At 73.4% G+C, this 16,582-nt stretch carries 14 protein-coding genes; 1 reads left to right on the top strand and 13 read right to left on the bottom strand.

Annotated features, from left to right (window positions below):
* The 4 genes from AB0L40_RS20165 to AB0L40_RS20150 all read right to left on the bottom strand — a co-directional run.
* A partial coding sequence (locus tag AB0L40_RS20165; protein ID WP_364358699.1) for a pitrilysin family protein occupies positions 1-874 on the bottom strand: 874 nt, incomplete at its 3' end.
* 13 nt (positions 875-887) lie between these two features.
* Positions 888-3,194, bottom strand: coding sequence for a polyribonucleotide nucleotidyltransferase (locus AB0L40_RS20160; RefSeq protein WP_364358696.1), 2,307 nt, complete (start codon positions 3,192-3,194; stop codon positions 888-890).
* Between the two features lie 190 nt (positions 3,195-3,384).
* On the bottom strand, positions 3,385-6,312 hold the full coding sequence (locus tag AB0L40_RS20155) for a C25 family cysteine peptidase (RefSeq protein ID WP_364358693.1): 2,928 nt from the start codon (positions 6,310-6,312) through the stop codon (positions 3,385-3,387).
* A 155-nt stretch (positions 6,313-6,467) separates the two neighbouring features.
* Positions 6,468-7,106, bottom strand: a complete 639-nt coding sequence (locus AB0L40_RS20150; protein ID WP_364358690.1) for a collagen-like protein — start codon at positions 7,104-7,106, stop codon at positions 6,468-6,470.
* Positions 7,107-7,297: 191 nt separating this feature from the next.
* Here AB0L40_RS20150 and AB0L40_RS20145 point away from each other — a divergent pair, with 191 nt between their 5' ends.
* Entirely contained in the window at positions 7,298-8,425 is a 1,128-nt protein-coding gene (locus AB0L40_RS20145; protein WP_364358687.1) for a DUF2330 domain-containing protein, read from the top strand.
* A gap of 111 nt (positions 8,426-8,536) precedes the next feature.
* Here AB0L40_RS20145 and AB0L40_RS20140 read toward each other — a convergent pair whose 3' ends face one another.
* The 9 genes from AB0L40_RS20140 to infB form a co-directional block, all read right to left on the bottom strand.
* A complete protein-coding gene (locus AB0L40_RS20140; RefSeq protein WP_364358684.1) occupies positions 8,537-9,421 on the bottom strand; it encodes a hypothetical protein in 885 nt (294 codons plus the stop codon).
* A gap of 122 nt (positions 9,422-9,543) precedes the next feature.
* Positions 9,544-10,044: a DsbA family protein gene (locus tag AB0L40_RS20135; RefSeq protein ID WP_364358681.1), complete on the bottom strand. Its 501-nt coding sequence runs from the start codon at positions 10,042-10,044 to the stop codon at positions 9,544-9,546.
* 11 nt (positions 10,045-10,055) lie between these two features.
* Complete coding sequence (locus tag AB0L40_RS20130; RefSeq protein WP_364358678.1) at positions 10,056-10,523, bottom strand: redoxin domain-containing protein; 468 nt, start codon at positions 10,521-10,523, stop codon at positions 10,056-10,058.
* Between the two features lie 174 nt (positions 10,524-10,697).
* Positions 10,698-10,970: a 30S ribosomal protein S15 gene (gene rpsO / locus AB0L40_RS20125; RefSeq protein ID WP_026911950.1), complete on the bottom strand. Its 273-nt coding sequence runs from the start codon at positions 10,968-10,970 to the stop codon at positions 10,698-10,700.
* A 48-nt stretch (positions 10,971-11,018) separates the two neighbouring features.
* Positions 11,019-11,909: a bifunctional riboflavin kinase/FAD synthetase gene (locus AB0L40_RS20120; protein ID WP_364358674.1), complete on the bottom strand. Its 891-nt coding sequence runs from the start codon at positions 11,907-11,909 to the stop codon at positions 11,019-11,021.
* Positions 11,906-12,805: a tRNA pseudouridine(55) synthase TruB gene (gene truB / locus AB0L40_RS20115; RefSeq protein ID WP_364358671.1), complete on the bottom strand. Its 900-nt coding sequence runs from the start codon at positions 12,803-12,805 to the stop codon at positions 11,906-11,908. Before truB ends, AB0L40_RS20120 begins: the two co-directional genes overlap by 4 nt.
* Positions 12,802-13,818: a bifunctional oligoribonuclease/PAP phosphatase NrnA gene (locus AB0L40_RS20110; protein ID WP_364358668.1), complete on the bottom strand. Its 1,017-nt coding sequence runs from the start codon at positions 13,816-13,818 to the stop codon at positions 12,802-12,804. The genes truB and AB0L40_RS20110 overlap by 4 nt, the downstream gene beginning before the upstream one ends.
* The gene (gene rbfA, locus AB0L40_RS20105) at positions 13,815-14,231 is read right to left on the bottom strand and encodes a 30S ribosome-binding factor RbfA (protein WP_364358665.1); all 417 of its coding nucleotides are present in this window, start codon (positions 14,229-14,231) and stop codon (positions 13,815-13,817) included. The genes AB0L40_RS20110 and rbfA overlap by 4 nt, the downstream gene beginning before the upstream one ends.
* 14 nt (positions 14,232-14,245) lie before the next feature.
* Positions 14,246-16,582, bottom strand: a 2,337-nt coding sequence (gene infB / locus AB0L40_RS20100) for a translation initiation factor IF-2 (protein ID WP_364358662.1), incomplete at its 5' end; no start/stop codon positions are given.

The raw sequence follows: 16,582 nt of genomic DNA, 5'->3' as shown, positions 1-16,582 counted from the left end.
GCGATTGGTCAGCGGGCTCGTCGATCCCCAGGTGTAGTAAAGGGCGACCGGGATGACGATGGCCCCGAGGATCAGGCTCATGATGTACATCGGCACCGCGACCGGCGATCGCGACCTGCACCTGCTCGGTGTCGCGGCGCCGGAAGATGACGCGCGGGTCGGTGTCCGGGGCGGCACCCGGATCGTGCTCGTCCTCCGGGCGGTCGACGCCCGGGTCGGCCGGCACGGCGGTCGCTTCGGCCAGCTCGCAGAGCCGGCCGTGGTCGACCGCGCCGGCGGCCGCGACGACGATGCGGCCCGGCCGGTAGCGGCCGGCGTAGAAGTCGCGGAGGGTGTCGCCGTCGGTGCCGGCGACGACCTCCGGGGTCCCGATGACCGGGCGGCCCAGCGCGTGGGTGCCGAAGACGGCCGTCGGCAGCAGCTCGAAGACGAGCTCCTCCGGGTCGTCGTCGATCATCGAGATCTCCTCGAGCACGATCTTGCGCTCGAGGGCGAGGTCGGAGTCGCCGAGCAGCGGCGCCGCGACCATCTCGCCGAGCATCGGGAACGCGCCCGGCAGCTCGTCGGCGAGGACGCGGGCGACCACCGCGGTCTCGTCGCGGCTCGTCGCCGCGTTGAGGTCGCCGCCCAGCGCGTCGAAGCGCTGGTCGACCTCGGTCGAGGTGAACGACCGCGTCCCCCGGAAGAGCATGTGCTCCAGCAGGTGGGCGCGGCCGGCCTCCTCGTCCCGCTCGTGGCGGGCGCCCGTGCCGATCCAGACGCCGACGGCGACGGACAGGGCCGAGTCGATGGACTCGGAGACGACCGTCACCCCCGAGGGCAGGCGCGTGATGCGGGGGTGGGCGGGCCCGCTGTCGGTGGTCTGATCCGGCACGGAGGCGATGGGACTAGTCCCGGCCGCCGGAGCGCTCGCGGCGGCGCGGCGGACGATCGCCGGAGCCGCCGCCGTTGCCACCGCTGTCGCGGTCGCGGCGCGGCGGGCGACCACCGTCGCCCTCACGGCGCGGCGGACGATCGCTGCCGCCGGAGCGCGGCCCACCCGGGCCGCCGGACTTCTTCAGGTCCTTGAGCTCCTCGGCGGTCTTGCCGACGATCTCCGGGTCGTCCGAGAGACGCAGGCCGACGCGGCCGCGCTCGCGGTCGAGCTCGGCGACGCGCACCTTGATGACGTCGCCCTGCTTGAGGACCTCCTCCACCGTGTCGACGCGGTTGCCCGGCGAGACGTTGGAGATGTGCAGCAGGCCGTCGGTGCCCTTGATGAGCTCGACGAAGGCGCCGAACGTCGTGGTCTTGACGACCTTGCCGTCGAACTCGTCGCCGAGGGAGACGTCGCGGGTCATCGCCGACAGGCGGGCCACGAGGGCGTCGCCCTTCTCGCCCGAGGACGAGTAGACGTTGATCGTGCCGTCGTCGGAGATGTCGATCTGGGCCTCGAACTCCTCCTGGAGCCCGCGGATCGTCTCGCCGCCCTTGCCGATGACCATGCCGATCTTCTCGGGATCGATCTTCAGCGAGAGGATGCGCGGCGCGTAGAGCGAGAGCTCCGTGTTGGGGCCGTCGATGACGGCCTTCATCTTGCCGAGGATCTCCAGGCGGGCGTCCTTGGCCTGGGCCAGGGCGTCGCGCAGGATCTCGAACGTGACGCCCGTGATCTTGATGTCCATCTGGAGGGCGGTGATGCCCTCCTCGGTGCCCGCGACCTTGAAGTCCATGTCGCCGAGGTGGTCCTCGACGCCGGCGATGTCGGTGAGGACGATGTAGTCGTCGCCCTCCTTGATCAGGCCCATGGCGATGCCGGCGACCGGCGCCGTGATCGGCACGCCCGCCTGCATCAGGGACAGCGACGAGCCGCAGACCGACGCCATCGAGGAGGAGCCGTTGGACTCGAGGATGTCCGACACGACGCGGATCGTGTACGGGAAGTCCTCGATCGACGGGACCACCGGCACGAGCGCCCGCTCGGCCAGCGCGCCGTGACCGATGTCACGACGCTTGGGGCCGCCCAGGCGGCCCGCCTCGCCGACGGAGAACGGCGGGAAGTTGTAGTGGTGCCAGTAGTAGCGGTTGGTCTCGAGGCCGAGGGTGTCCAGCCGCATCTCCTCCTTCAGCGTGCCGAGGGAGACGACGGACAGCGCCTGCGTCTGGCCACGCGTGAAGAGGGCCGAGCCGTGCGTCCGCGGGGCGGTGCCGGTCTCGATCGTGATCTTGCGGATCTCGGTGGCCTCGCGGCCGTCCGGGCGGACCTTCTGGACCGCGATGCGGTCGCGGATGGCGGCCTTCTCCAGCGCGTCGACGACGGCCTTGACGGCCTTCTTCTCGTCGGCCTCGGTGTCCTCGTCGACGTACGCGTCGACGGCCGCCTGCTTGGCGGCGTCCGTCGCGTCCTCGCGCTCGAGCTTGTCGACGACCTGCGTCGCCTTCTCGATCTTCTTGCCGTGCGCGCGCTTGATCTTCGCCAGGAGCTTCGCGTCGAGCGAGGGCGCCTCGTGCTCGATCTTGTCCTTGCCGACGAGCTTGCGCAGCTCGAGCTGGGCCGCGACGAGCTTCTGGATCTCGCCGTGGGCGATGTCGAGCGCGTCGAGGATCTCGGCCTCGGGGATGATGTTCGCGCCGGCCTCGACCATCAGGATCGCGTCGGCGGTGCCGGCGACGATGAGGTCGAGGTCGCTCGCGCCGCCCGGGAGCAGCGACTCCTCGGGCGGGTTGACGACGATCGTGCCGTCGATCTTGCCGATGCGGACGGCGCCGATCGGCTCGGGCAGCGGGATCGAGGAGATCGTCAGCGCGGCCGACGCGCCGTTCATCGCCAGGATGTCGTACGGGTGGACGTGGTCCACCGAGATCGGCAGCGCGACGACCTGCGTCTCGTAGCGCCAGTTCTTCGGCAGCAGCGGCCGGATCGGCCGGTCGATCATGCGGGCCGTCAGCGTCGCCTTCTCGCCGGCGCGACCCTCGCGCTTGAAGAAGGAGCCGGGGATCTTGCCCGCGGCGTAGGACCGCTCCTCGACGTCCACCGTCAGCGGCAGGAAGTCGAAGTCCTTGATCCGGCCAATGGAGGCCGTGCACAGGACGATCGTGTCGCCCTGTCGTACGGTGACCGCGCCGGAAGCCTGCTTGGCGAGCTTGCCGGTCTCGAAGGTGATCTCCTGGCCGGAGATCTCCACGGACACCGTGGTCACGTCGTCGTGACTCATATGTCGTTCCTCGTCTGCGCGCCCCATCGGATCTGGCGCGCCTCTTGATTCTCGTCGTTCCGAACGGATCGAGCCTAACGGAACCCGCGGAGGTGCAGGGGCGATGCCCGTCCGGGGCAGGTCACCCCGGACGGCCCCGCCCCGGCGGGCGGGTCGGGCGCGGCGCCCGCCCGACCCGCCCGCGGATCGCTCAGCCCGTCGGCTGGCCACCGACCGGCACGGAGCACGGTCCGGCGGACGAGGCGAGGTGGTCGGCGTCGCCGGCGTAGGCCGAGGAGACCGTCCAGGTGCCCGTCTCGCTGCGCGCCGGCTGCGTGGTTGCCGTCCACGCGCCGGAGGCGTCGGTGACGGCCTGGACGACGACCTGCCGCGGCGGCTCGACCGGCGTCGTGCTCGTCCCGCCCGTCGTGGCGGGCGCCGTGAACGTGACCTCGATGACGCTGCCCGCCGGCGCGCCGGCGAGGGTCCCCGTGACGGTCAGCGGCTGCAGCACCGGCACCGCGGTCGGGCAGCTCTGCTGCAGCGTCGTGGCCGCCGGCCCCGGAACCGGGGGCGGGGGCGGCGGCGGGGGCGGCGCGGGCGCCGCCGGGACCTCCACCGGCACGCTGACCGGGACCGCCCCGTCCGCCTCCACGGCGACCTGGAGCTCGCCGGGCACCACGGAGCCGTCGCCGAAGGCCGCGGGGATCTGGACGACGCCGGCGCCCGCCAGCGCCTTGCCGATCACCTCGCCGCGGCGCAGCAGGCTGATCGGCTGGCCCTGCAGCTCGGCCGGCAGCGTGACGTTCACCTGGTACGGCGGCGGGTCGCCGGGGTTCGGCACCGTGATCGCCCGCGAGAGGACCGCCTGGAACCGGTGCAGGTCGAAGACGATCGGCGGGGAGCCGCCGCCCCACATCTGCATCGACGGATCGCCGAAGTAGTGCCAGAGGTAGAGCTCGTTGCGGGTGTTGCCGTCGCCGCCGGAGATCCCGGGGCCCGACGGCGGGGCGATGCCGGCCAGCCGGAGCTTGCCGGTGATCAGCGCGTCGCCGGTGCGCTGCTTCGCGGCCGGGCCCTCGAGCGGCAGGACGCTCGGCAGGAGCCCGTCGACGAACCCGAGGGCGAGCTGCGAGTTGTGCCAGGACGGCGAGTCGCGGGTGTCCCCGAAGACGCCGACCGCGCCACCGGCCTCCTTCACCAGCGCCTCGCTGGCGAACGAGGTCTCGTCGTAGTCGTACGCGCCGCTGGAGCAGTTGATGCTCAGGACGACCGGGAGCTTGGCGCCGTTGGTCAGGGCGTTGACGTCGCTCGTGGTGAACGAGGGGTCGCCCCAGCCGTCCGCCCAGCCGTGATCGCGGTGGACGACGAGGAAGCGGCCGTCGTTCCAGGCCGCCGAGACGTCGGCCCCGTCGCCGTCCCAGGCGAACGTCGGCTTCAGCAGCGACGACGGCAGCGGCGTGCCGTCGTTGAACTGCGTCGGCGTCGTCGTCGGGCTGTCCTGGTAGATCCGGTCGACCGCGACCCCGCGCTTGGCCAGGCCGTTGCGCACGGTCTCCGCGAACTGGATGAACGTCCGGTTCTCACGGCCGTCGTTCGTCTGGCCCGCGCCGTCGGTGTCCTGGAACTGCGCGGCCACGAGCGCCTTCGTGAGGAACGAGCCCGTCGGCGGGGTCGTCTCGTAGCCGATGATCTTGCTCACGGCGCGCCCGACCGCCGTCTGGTCGTTGCCGAGGATCCGGCCGATCGCGACGTCCGGCAGCTCGTCGGCGGCGTTGCGCAGCGCGTACGGCAGGTCCGACGGGATGCCGGAGGGCCCGTTGGTGAAGGTCGGCACGAGGTCGTCGTCGCCGAGGATCGTCACGTAGCTCGGGTGGATGCAGCCCAGCGCGGTCAGGCGCCCGCGGATGTACGTCTGGATCTGCGCGGGCGTGGTGCCGATCTGGCCGGCGCCGGCGCCCGTCTCGACGACGCGGGTGCGCAGGCCCGCCGCGCTGCGGGCCGTCGCGAACTGGTCGGCGGCCGCGCGGGTGGCGGTGTTCGTGATGACCAGCAGCTCCTCGCCGCAGCGCGGCAGCGTGAGGATCGGTGAGCGCCGCAGGAGCTCGGCGTTCAGGAGCCCGGCGACGAGCCGGCGCTGCGGGGCCTCCCACGGCGAGGCGATCTCGTCGCTGAACGTGTGCGAGCCGCCCTTGAACGCGACCTTCACCACGACGGACGTGATGACCTTCAGCCGCTGCTTCGCCGGGTCGTACTGCGCCGCGGGCACCTGCAGGGCGCCGAGCTTCAGGTCCCGCGACGTGCCGAGGACGGCGCCGTCCGCGGGCGCGGTGGGCTGGAGGCCCTTCGCGCGGTACGCCGAGGCGCTGTACGCGAACGCCTTGGAGGCGTACGGCGCCTTCGTGAAGTCCGGCTCCTTGCGGTCGGCGTCCACGACGTCCGGCTGGACCGGGAGCACGTCGACGCCGTCGACGGTGTAGCTCGTCGTCTTCGTGGCGTCGACGTCGAGCGTGGCGCCCTCGGGGATCGCCAGGGTGCTGCTCGTGACGGGGATCGCGGGCGTCCCGGGCTTGCCGGGCGTGTCGGTGTCCGGCAGCGAGAGCTGCGTCCAGACCTTGCCGCCGCCCTCGCGGGCAGCGAAGCGCAGCGCGGGCAGGTCGACGCGGACGCTCATGCCGTTGGCGTCGCTGGAGAGGACCTTCGCCGTGGCAGCCGGGGCCTTCGTCGGCGTCGCGCCGCCGCCGCAGCGCTTGGTGGCCTTCAGCGAGAGCAGCAGCCGCGACGACGTCGCGGCCGCCGGGCCGAGCGCGGCGAGCCGCCGGTTGGCCCGCGCGTAGCGCTTGCCCTTCTTCGTGCGGACGGCACGGAGGGTCTCGCGGAAGCGGGAGAGGTCGGCGACGGCCGTGCACGGCTTCTTCGCCGCGACGCGCCGCGCGTGCCTGGCCGTGCGGACGAGCTTCGCCCGGCGGGTCCGCGTCGTGGCCGTTCTCGGCAGCGCGCTCGTCTGGCGGACGAGCGCCTTCAGCGACGACGCCGGTGTCGGGGCGGGCGCGGCCTCCGCCCCGCCCGGGGCGGTCGCGAGGACGGCGGCGACGCCGACTGCGGCAGCCCACCCCCAGCGACGCTCGATGGTGCTCATGAACTGCTCCTCGGTGACGACGTGATCGGGACCGGCGGCCCGGGCGCGATCGCGTCGGGGCCGCCGCCGCCGGGGCTGGAGCGCCCCGGCCGGTGACGACGCGACCCGTCCAGCGGGTCACGGGAGCCTGGATCTCGGGACGGAGGGACGTCGTACTACGGAGCGGCGACGCAGACGACCCACACGCTGGGCCGGATCCCCGTGGTGATGCCGCCGACGGTGTTGGTCACGGTGATGCGCCAGCCCGTGAACCCCTGGCCGCTGGCCGGCGGTTCGGTGTTCGTCGCGCTGATCGACGGGCGCGAGGCGGTCACCGATGTCGCTTCGGAGCTCGTGTCGTCGCCGCGGCCACCGCCGCCGATGGCCTGCTGGCCGGCCGGGCAGAAGACCGTGTACGAGCCCTTCGCGCCGTCCGCGAGGTCCGCGTCGGCGTCGAGCTGTTGGACGGTCGCCGGACCGGTCGCCCCGGTGTCGCCCTTCGCGCCCGGGTCACCCTTCGCGCCGGGGTCGCCCTTGGCCCCGGCGGAGCCCGACGGGCCGGCCGGGCCGGGCTTCAGCTGGCCGGACTTGAAGTCCGCGGCGAGCAGGGAGCCGTTCTTCACCTTCGTGGTGGTGATCGCGCCGTCGCGGACGTCGGACGTGGCGACGGCGTTCTTCTTCAGCTGGGCGCTCCCGACGCTGTTTCGCGGGATCGACACGGCCGCGTAGCTCGTGCCGCCGAGGGCGACGGAGAGCGCGATGCAGCTGATCACCAGCGAGGGTGATGGCCTGCGCGACGGACGGATACGGGTCATGGGGCACCTCTTCGTTGGTGGGCGGGGCCGCCCGGTTTCGGTGGCTGAGGACACCGTACATCGGTCGTGTCACCCCCGCACGCTTCTGGCGGTCCCGAACCGGTCCCACCGCCCGGCGTCCCGGTGCGTCGGGTCACCGCGGGACCCGCGGTCCCACGGCCCCCGCGGCGGCCCGGCTACCATCGCCGCCCGTGCCCCGCCCGCTGCCGCCGCGTCCCCATCCGTTCCGTCCGCCCGCCGTCCTGCTCGTCCTCGCGACGGCGGTGGTGCTCGGGACGCTCGCCGTCGCCCGCCCCGCGGGTGCGTGCGCCTGCGGCATCGCCTACGGGTCGAGGGTCAGCACCGAGCGCGCGATCGTGTCGCTGGAGGAGGGTCGGGAGGAGATCGTGCTCGGCCTGGACCTCGCGGCCCCCGGCACGACGGCTCCCGGGGACCGCCGCCCGGCCGTCCTGCTGCCCGTTCCCTCGACGCCGCGCGTCGCCGCTCTCCCGGCCGGGGCCGCACGGGTCTTCGACGAGCTCGAGCTCGCCACCCGCACGGTGCCGCGCCCCCGCTCGGGCGACGACGACGGTGTCGCCGCGGCCGTGCCGGACGCGGGCGGCGTCTCGGTGCTGTCCCGCGAGCGGATCGGCGGCTACGACGTCACGCGCCTGCGGGCGGGCGACGCCGCGGCGCTGCGCCGCTGGCTGAACGCCGGTGGGTACGACACGCCCGCCGCGGCGGAGCCGATGCTGCGGGACTACGTCCGCCGGGACTGGGCGTTCGTGGCGGTCCGGCTGGCCGACCCGGTGCGGGGCGACCGGCAGACGCTGAGCCCGCTGCGCGTCTCGTTCGCAACGGACCGGCTCGTCTACCCCCTGCGCCTGAGCTCCACGTCGACGACGCCCGTGGCGGTCGACCTCTACGTGGCCGGCGACCACCGGGTGCTCGCGACCGGGTTCGACACGGTCTTCGCCGGCTTCGTCTCGGCGCTGCGGCCGGCGCTCTCCGCCGACGTCCGCGACGTGGTGCGGGGTCGGTACCTGACCCGCCTGCGGCTGGCGAGCGACGACCCGAAGGCGATCACCTCGGACGTGCACGTCCGCCGGGGCGTCAGCGATCGCCTGTTCCGGTCGTCGGCGGACTACCCGTACGAGACCGAGGACAACTTCGCCCGCGGCCCGCTCCCCAGCGAGATCGCGGGCGCCGCCACGACGGACGGCGAGCTCGAGGACCCGCCGGCCGGTGCGCTCTGGCTCGTGCTGTTCCCGGGCATCGCACTGGTGGTGCTCGGCGTGTTCGGCGCGCTGCGGCTCCGCGAACGGCTACGACGGCGCTGAACGGACGCGGGGCCCGCTCCCCATCAGGGAACGGGCCCCGCGCTGCCGCCGCCGGCGAGGCGGCGGCAGCGTTGTCCGGCGTGCGTCGGCGAGACGGCCGACGAGCGATCCTCAGGGCCCGACGTAGGCCGCGGCGAAGTGGACGGTGCTCAGCGAGCCCTGGATGTCGAGGGCGGCTCCGGAGCTCTGGCCCACCGACGCGTAGACCCGCTGGCCGAGGGTGAGTCGGACCAGGGTGCTGACGTTCTGCGTGGTCACCCCGTCCGGGTTGGCGGGCACCGAGCTCTGGACGAGGATCCCCGGGGCCGGCGGCGCACCGTTCGGGCCGCTGATCGCGAGGGTGCGGATGCCGATGGCGTTCTGGACCCACCGGGTGCCGGCCGTGATCGCGTACGTGCCTGTCTTCGGGATCGTCAGGGACGCGGCTCCCGGTGCCTCCCCGGCGGGTGCGGCGGCGTCGAAGAAGTCGCCGTCGTCGTACCGTTCGGTGTTGAACTCGAGGGGGGTGTTCGGCGCACCGGTGGCGCTCGTGGGGACGCTGAAGGCCGCGGACGTGCGGGTCACACGGACGCTCAGCGGGTCGACCGCGGCGGCCGTGCCCGGGATCCCCTGCTCACCGGTGTCGCCCTTCGCGCCGGCAGGTCCCTGGGCTCCGGTCGCACCGGTGTCGCCCTTCGCGCCGGCAGGCCCCCGGGCTCCGGTCGCACCCGTGTCGCCCTGCGGACCGGCGGCCCCCTGCGGACCGGCGGCCCCCTGCGGACCGGCGGCACCAGTGTCGCCCTTCGCGCCCTTGGGCAGCTGGCCGGCCTTGAAGTCCTTGGCCAGCAGTGAGCGGTCCTTGACCTTGGCCGAGGTGATCGAGCTCGCGCGGAGTTGGGTGCTGCCGACGCTGTTGCGCGGGATGGCCACCGCGGCGTAGGACGTCCCGCCGAGGGCGATGAACAGCGCGGCGAGGGCCATGTGGTGTGCGCGCAGATAGCGCAGGAGGGTCTTCATAAGGGCACCCATATTAGGTGACCCTCTTGCGCTGTGCGCAGAAGTTTTAGGTGACCCTGTAGACCGGCGGACGCCCGCCTCGACCGGTCCCCGCTGCGCCGGCGCCCGCGGCCGCCCGGGGCTCAGGCCCGCTGCAGCAGCGCGTCGATCCAGGCGTCGTCCGGCACGCCGTGCTCCACGGCGCCGCCGCCGACGACGATCGCCGGCGTCCCCACCGCACCCGCCTGCAGGCCATCGGCGAGGTCGGCGGCGATCGCCGCCGTGGTCCCCTCGTCCCGCCGGTCGAGGTCGAACCGCTCGACGTCCAGCCCGAGCCGCCGCGCGAGCGCCCACAGGTCCGGATCCTCGGTGCGCGACGGGTCGGCGACCACGGCGTCGAGGACCGGCCAGAACGCATCCTGGCGTCCCGCGGCCTCCAGGGCGCCCGCCAGCGCCCGCGGACGCGGCCCGCGGGCCCGGAGGACCAGATGCCGCCACGTGAGCCGCACGGGCGCCGCACGGAGCCGCAGGACGGCCAGCTGGCAGCGCGGGCACGTGGCGTCGCCGTAGAGCAGGACTCCCGGCGCGCCCTCTGGTCCGCTGACGTGCGGCCCGGAGACGGGTCCTCGGCGGTCGGCGGACATCGGCCCGGTGATCAGGCGGTGACGGCGGCCAGGCCCTCGCGGACCTTGTCCACGCCCGGCAGCTCGCCCGGCGACGACGCCAGGTGGCTCCAGGCGACGGTGCCGTCGGGGCCGACGACGACGAGCGCCCGGTTCGTCATGCCGGCCGGCTCGAAGTACGCGCCGAGCGCCTTGGACGCGTCGCCCTTGGGCTCGAAGTCCGAGAGCTGGCCGATCGTGACGCCCAGCTTCTCCTTGAACGCGATCTGCGAGTACGACGCGTCCGTCGACACCGCGTACATCACGGCGTTCTGCTCGGCGAGCTCGGGCAGCAGCTCCTCGTAGACCTGCAGCTGGTCGGTGCAGACCGGCGAGAACGCGAACGGGTAGAAGACCAGGACGGTCGTCCGTCCCGTGAGGTCCTCCTGCGTGAAGTCGCTGCCGTCCTCGTTCTTGAGGGTGAGCTGCGGGACCGCGCTGCCGGCGGAGATGATGGCCATGGCGCGATCCTACGGGCCCGGAAGCCCGGGTCGCGATGCGCGGGTCCGATCTCCCGGGCGATCGGGGGTCGACCCCGCCGACCGGCCCGCGGACGCCGGGTCCGGGAACGACGACGACCGGCCCAGGGGCCGGTCGAGGGGTCCTGCGGTGGCCGCGCCGGAGCGCGGGCCGGGCTACTTGCGCAGCCCGAGCTCCTTGATCAGCGCGCGGTAGCCGTCGAGGTCGTTGCGGCGCATGTAGTCGAGCAGACGACGACGCTGACCGACGAGCATCAGGAGGCCACGACGCGAGTGGTGGTCCTTCTGGTGCTCGCGCAGGTGCTGCGTCAGGTCGTTGATCCGCTCGGTGAGCAGGGCCACCTGAACGTTGGTCGAACCCGTGTCCGACTCCGACGCGCCGAAACGGGCGACGATCTCCTGCTTGCGTTCCTGCGTGAGCGACGTCATTCGACCGGAGAAGGTAGCAGGAAGACCCGCAAACCCGCGTCCCGGCGGTCAGGCCGCGGCGAGTCGGCGGGTGTCGTCGACGTCGCGGGCCATCTGCTCCAGGAGGGCCTCGACGCCGTCGAAGCGCTCCTCGCCGCGCAGCCGCGAGAGGAACTCGAGCTCGAGCGGCTGCCCGTAGAGGTCGCCGGAGAAGTCGAGGACGTACGCCTCGACGAGCACGCCGAGGGCGGTCTCGAACTGCGGCCGGATGCCGATCGACACGGCGGCGGCGTGCAGGGAGCCGTCCTGGAGGCGCGCACGGCACGCGTAGACGCCGTGGGCGGGCAGCGCGTGGCCGACGGGCGGCACGAGGTTCGCCGTCGGGTAGCCGAGCTCGCGCCCGCGCTTCTCGCCGTGCTCGACGGGACCGGCGAGCGCGAACGGCGCGCCGAGCAGCTCGGCGGCCTCCCCCACCGCGCCGCGGGCCACGAGCTCGCGGATCCGCGTCGAGCTGACGGACTCCCCCGCCTTGCGCAGCACGGGGACGATCGTCGTCTCGAAGCGACCGTCGGCGGCCAGGAGCGCCGGGGTGCCCTTGGCGTCGTGGCCGAAGCGGAAGTTCTCGCCGACCCGGACGCCGGAGGCCTGCAGCCGGTCGACCAGGACCTCGTCGATGAACGCCTGGGCGTCCTGCGTGGCGGTGTGGGCGTCGAACGGCACGAGCACCAGCTCGTCGACGCCGAGCTCGCACACGAGCTGTGCGCGGCGCTCCAGCGTCGTCAGCTGCGGCGGGACGCGCCCGGGCGCCAGCACCGTCATCGGGTGCGGGTGGAACGTCACCACCGTGTCGGCGTGCGCGATCACCTGGCGGTGGCCGAGGTGCACGCCGTCGAAGGTGCCCAGGGCGATCGTCCGGGGACGACGAGGAGCGTCCGCCAGGGGCGTGATGCGCGCGGTCACGACCGGAAGCCTACGACGGGATGGATCCGGCCGTCCGGCTCACGGCGACCGATGGCCACGGCCTCGCCGTCGTGGCACAGCCCGAAGAGCTCCACGTCGGGCGTCCGCTCGAGCTCGATGCGCTGCCCGTAGCCCGCCCGACGGGCCTGCTCGTCGTCCAGCTCCACGGTCGGCAGGACGGACCGCAGGAGGGTCTCCAGGGGGATCAGGCGCCACGTGGAGCGCTCGGCGTCCGGGCTCTGCGCGTCGGCGACGTCGAACGCGCCGATCGACGTCCGGCGGAGCTCCAGGCAGTACGCGTCGCCGAGGTCGCCGATCAGCGTCCGCACGTAGGTGCCCGACGAGCACGAGATCCGGAACCGCGCGCGGTCGCCCTCGCGCTCGAGCTGGTCGAACGCGTGGACGGTGACCTCGCGCTCGGGCACGACGACCTCCTCGCCGCGACGGGCGCGCTTGTACGCGCGCTCGCCGTCGACGCGGATCGCCGAGTACGCGGGCGGCCGCTGACGGACCAGCCCGGTCGGGAGCTCCGGCGGGTCCGGAGGGATCCGCCCGGTGACCTCGATCTCGCCCTCCGGGTCGCCGGTGGTCGACGTGGCCCCGAGCCGCGCGAGCGTCTCGTACGTCTTGTCCTGGCCCATCAGGTGGTGCTGCAGCCGCGTCGCGCGTCCGAGCAGCACGATCAGGAGTCCCGTCGCGAACGGGTCCAAGGTGCCGGTGTGCCCGACGCGGCCGGCCTTCCGGCCGCCGACGGCGCGGCGCACGCGGTGGACGACGTCGTGGCTCGTGATGCCCGCGGGCTTGTCGATCAGGAGGGCGCCGTCGGGGAACGGGACGGGGTCCGGCGCCTCGGTGGCCGGGGAGTCCCCGGTGGTCCCCGCGCCCTGTCCGGTCACTGCTGCTCGCGGAGCTGGTTGCAGAGGAACTCGACGAGCGCCTCCTCCCCCAGCTCCGTCGTGAACCCGGCGGCCTGGGGGTGGCCGCCCCCGCCGCCCGCCCGGGCGATCGACGACACGTCGATCCCGGGGCCCGACGACCGCAGCGAGACCTTCGTGCGGATCACGCCGCCCGTCGGGTCGTCGGGATGGTCGAAGAGCACCTCGCGGGCCACGGCCGCCAGTCGCGTGCCGGCGACGGTCCGGAGGTGGTCGATGATGCCCTCGGAGTCCGTGTCCTCGGCGCCGGTGGACACGTAGTCCTCGCGCCGCAGGAGCGAGAACGTCAGCTGCCCGTCCTCCTCCCGGCGGGTGCGCTCCAGCGCCCGGCCGAGCAACGCGAGCTTCGCCCACGGGGCGCCTTCGTAGAGGGTGCGGTAGACCGCGAAGGAGTCGACGCCGAGCGAGATCAGGTCGGCGGCCATGCGGTGGGCGCGCTCGCCGGTGTTCTCCCACATGAACTGGCCGGTGTCGGTGACGAGACCGACGTACAGCGCCTTCGCGGTGTCGAGGTCGATCGGCACCGCGAGCTCGCGCATGAGCTCCCAGATGATCTCGACGGTCGACGACGCGCCGGAGTCGACGAGGTCGACGTCGCCGAAGCGCGTGTTGTCGTGGTGGTGGTCGACGTTCAGGATCCGCCGGGAGTCCGTGCGGATCGGGCCGACCGGCATCCGGTCCAGCGTGCCGCAGTCGAGGAACAGCGCGGTGCGCTCCCCGACGTCGTCCGGGACGTTGGTGACGAGGTCGACGGTCGCCAGGCCCGCGTACTCGCGGGACAGCGGCAGGTCGCCGGGAGCGACCACCGCGACGACGTCCTTGCCCATCGCCTGGAGCATGCGCGTGGCCGCGACGAGCGACCCGATGGCGTCGCCATCGGGGTGCTCGTGCGTGACCGTGACGAACGCGTCGTCGGTGCGCAGGTGCTCGAGGACGGCCCGACGCGCGTCCCTGGCGACGTCGGCCGTGCTCACCGGGCTGCGTCGTCCGGGATCGCTGGGGTGTCGGCGACGACGGCGGTGCCGTCCTCGTCCTCGGTCTCCACCGCGGGCGGCGGCGGGTCGTCGAGGATCTCCTGGATCCGCATGGCGCGGTCGATCGTCTCGTCGAGCTCGAACTTCAGCACGGGCGTCGACTTCAGCCCGAGCTCCTGCCCGACCCGGCGCTGGAGGAAGCCGACCGCCGAGCGCAGCCCGGCGATCGTCTCCTCGGGTGCCGCGGCGTCGTCCCCGATCCGCAGCACCGAGACCAGGACGGTCGCGTGGCTGAGGTCGTTGCTGGTGCGGACGCCGGTGATCGTCGCGAAGCCGATCCGCGGGTCCTTCAGCTCGCCGCGCTGCAGCACGTCGCCGAGGACCTCGCGGACCGCCTCGTCGACGCGCCGCATGCGATCGGGCTTCACTACTTCAGCTCGCGATCGACGCGCCGCTTCTCGTACGTCTCGATGACGTCGCCCTCGCGCACCTGCTCGAAGTCGCGCAGCACGATGCCGCACTCGTAGCCGGTCGCGACCTCGCGAGCGTCCTCGTTGAACCGCTTGAGGGACTCGATCTTCGTCGTCGCGATGACCTCGCCGTCGCGCAGCACGCGGGCCAGGCCGTTGCGCTTGACTCGCCCGTCCGTGACGTACGAGCCGGCGATCGTGCCGACCTTCGACGCCCGGAAGATCGCGCGGACCTCGGCGGTGCCGACGGTCTCCTCGACCTCGTCCTTGTCGAGCATCCCCTCCATGACGTCGCGGAGATCCTCGAGCGCCCGGTAGATGATGTCGTAGGTGCGGATCTCGACGCCCTCGTGGTCCGCCACGCGGCGGGCGTTGCCGACGGTGTCGGTGTTGAAGCCGATGATCACCGCCTGCGAGGCCGCGGCGAGCATGACGTCGGACTCGGTGATGCCACCGACGCCCGACAGCACGATGTCGACGAAGACCTCGCTCTGCGGGAGCTTCGAGATCTCGTCCTCGAACGCCTCGAGCGAACCCGCGACGTCGGCCTTGAGCACGAGCTGGAGGCCCTTCTGCTCCTCCGACGCGAGCGACCGCTTGAAGACGTCCTCGAGCGAGAACTTGCGGCCCGAGCGACGCGCGATCGCCTCGGCCTTGAGGCGCGTCTCGCGCTCCTCGGCCTTGACGCGGGCGGTCTTCTCGGAATCGACGACCATCGCCAGGTCACCGGCGTTCGGCACGCCGTTGAACCCGAGGACGAGCACCGGGTCACCGACGCCGGCGACCTCGATCCGCTCACCGGTGTAGTCGATGAGCGCGCGGACCTTGCCCCACTGGGCGCCGGAGACGATGGCGTCGCCGATCTCCAGGGTGCCGCGCTGGATCAGCACGGTCGCGACGGGGCCGCGGCCGACGTCGAGCTTGGCCTCGACGACGACGCCGGACGCCATGGTGTCCGGGTTGGCGGTGAGCTCCTGGATCTCCGCGACGACGCCGATGACGTCGAGCAGGTCCTCCAGGCCGTCGCCGGTCTTCGCGGAGACGTCGACGAACTCGGTGTCGCCGCCCCACTCCGCCGGGTTGAGGCCGATGGTCGCCATCTCGGTGCGCACGCGCACCGGGTCGGCGCCGGGCTTGTCGATCTTGTTGACCGCGACGATGATCGGCACGTCGGCCGCGCGGGCGTGGTCGATGGCCTCCTGCGTCTGCGGCTTCACGCCGTCGTCCGCCGCCACCACGATGACCGCGATGTCGGTGAGCCGGGCGCCGCGGGCGCGCATGGCGGTGAACGCCGCGTGGCCCGGGGTGTCCAGGAACGTGATCGTGTCGTCGCCGTGGTGCACCTGGTAGGCGCCGATGTGCTGCGTGATGCCGCCGGCCTCACCGGAGGCCACCTCGGCCTCGCGGAGCTTGTCCAGCAGCGACGTCTTGCCGTGGTCGACGTGACCCATGATCGTGACGACCGGGGGACGCTGGACCAGCTCGGCGTCCGAGTCGTCGAAGACCGGGGCCTCGTCCTCCTCGTCGCTGGCCTTGACGATCACGATCTCGCGCTCGAACTCGGCCGCGAGCAGCTCGATGGTCTCGTCGGCCAGCGTCTGCGTGAGCGTGGCCATCTCGCCCATGAGCATGAGCTTCTTGATCATCTCGGGGATCGGCACGCCGAGGTACTCGGCGACGTCCTTGACCGTCGACCCGGAGTTGATCCGGGGGACGTCGACCGTGCGGCCCTGCTCGCCGCGGTTCAGCGGAGCGAGAGCCTCCTCGATCGACTGGCGGCGACGACGCCGGCGCGGACGCCGGTTCGGGGGACCGCCACCGACGCCCGGACGGCGCGGGCCGCCCGGCTGGTCGATGACGACGCGGCGCTTGCCGGCGGCACCGGCGGCGCCGGGGGCCTTCGGACGCGTCGACGCCGGATCCGGCAGCGCGATGATCTTGGGGCCGGCGCCGGCCGCGGGCTTCTCGCCCAGGGTCGGGGGACCCTTGGGCAGCGCGGGCTTCTTGGCGCGGAGGTCCTTCAGCTCGGGAGCCGGAGCGACCTCCTTCGCCGCACGGCGCGCCGGGCGACGGACGAGGCCGGGCGGGGGCGTGCCACGGCCGGAGCCGGGACCGCTGGCGGGCTCGGGGAGCCGCGCCGACGGACGCGCGATCGGCTGGGGAGCGGGCCGCTCGCCCTGGGGCTGCGGGCGCTGCGGCCGCTGGCCGCCACCCTGGCCGCCGGGACGCTGCGGTCCACCCGGGCGCTGCGGCCCACCGGGCCGCTGGCCGCCGGGACCACCGGGACCGCCGGG

The organism is Patulibacter sp. NPDC049589 (assembly GCF_040675535.1).
Lineage (GTDB): Bacteria > Actinomycetota > Thermoleophilia > Solirubrobacterales > Solirubrobacteraceae > Patulibacter.
The sequence above is the reverse complement of the archived record's forward strand: the minus strand, read 5'-3'. Positions and strand labels throughout refer to the sequence as shown.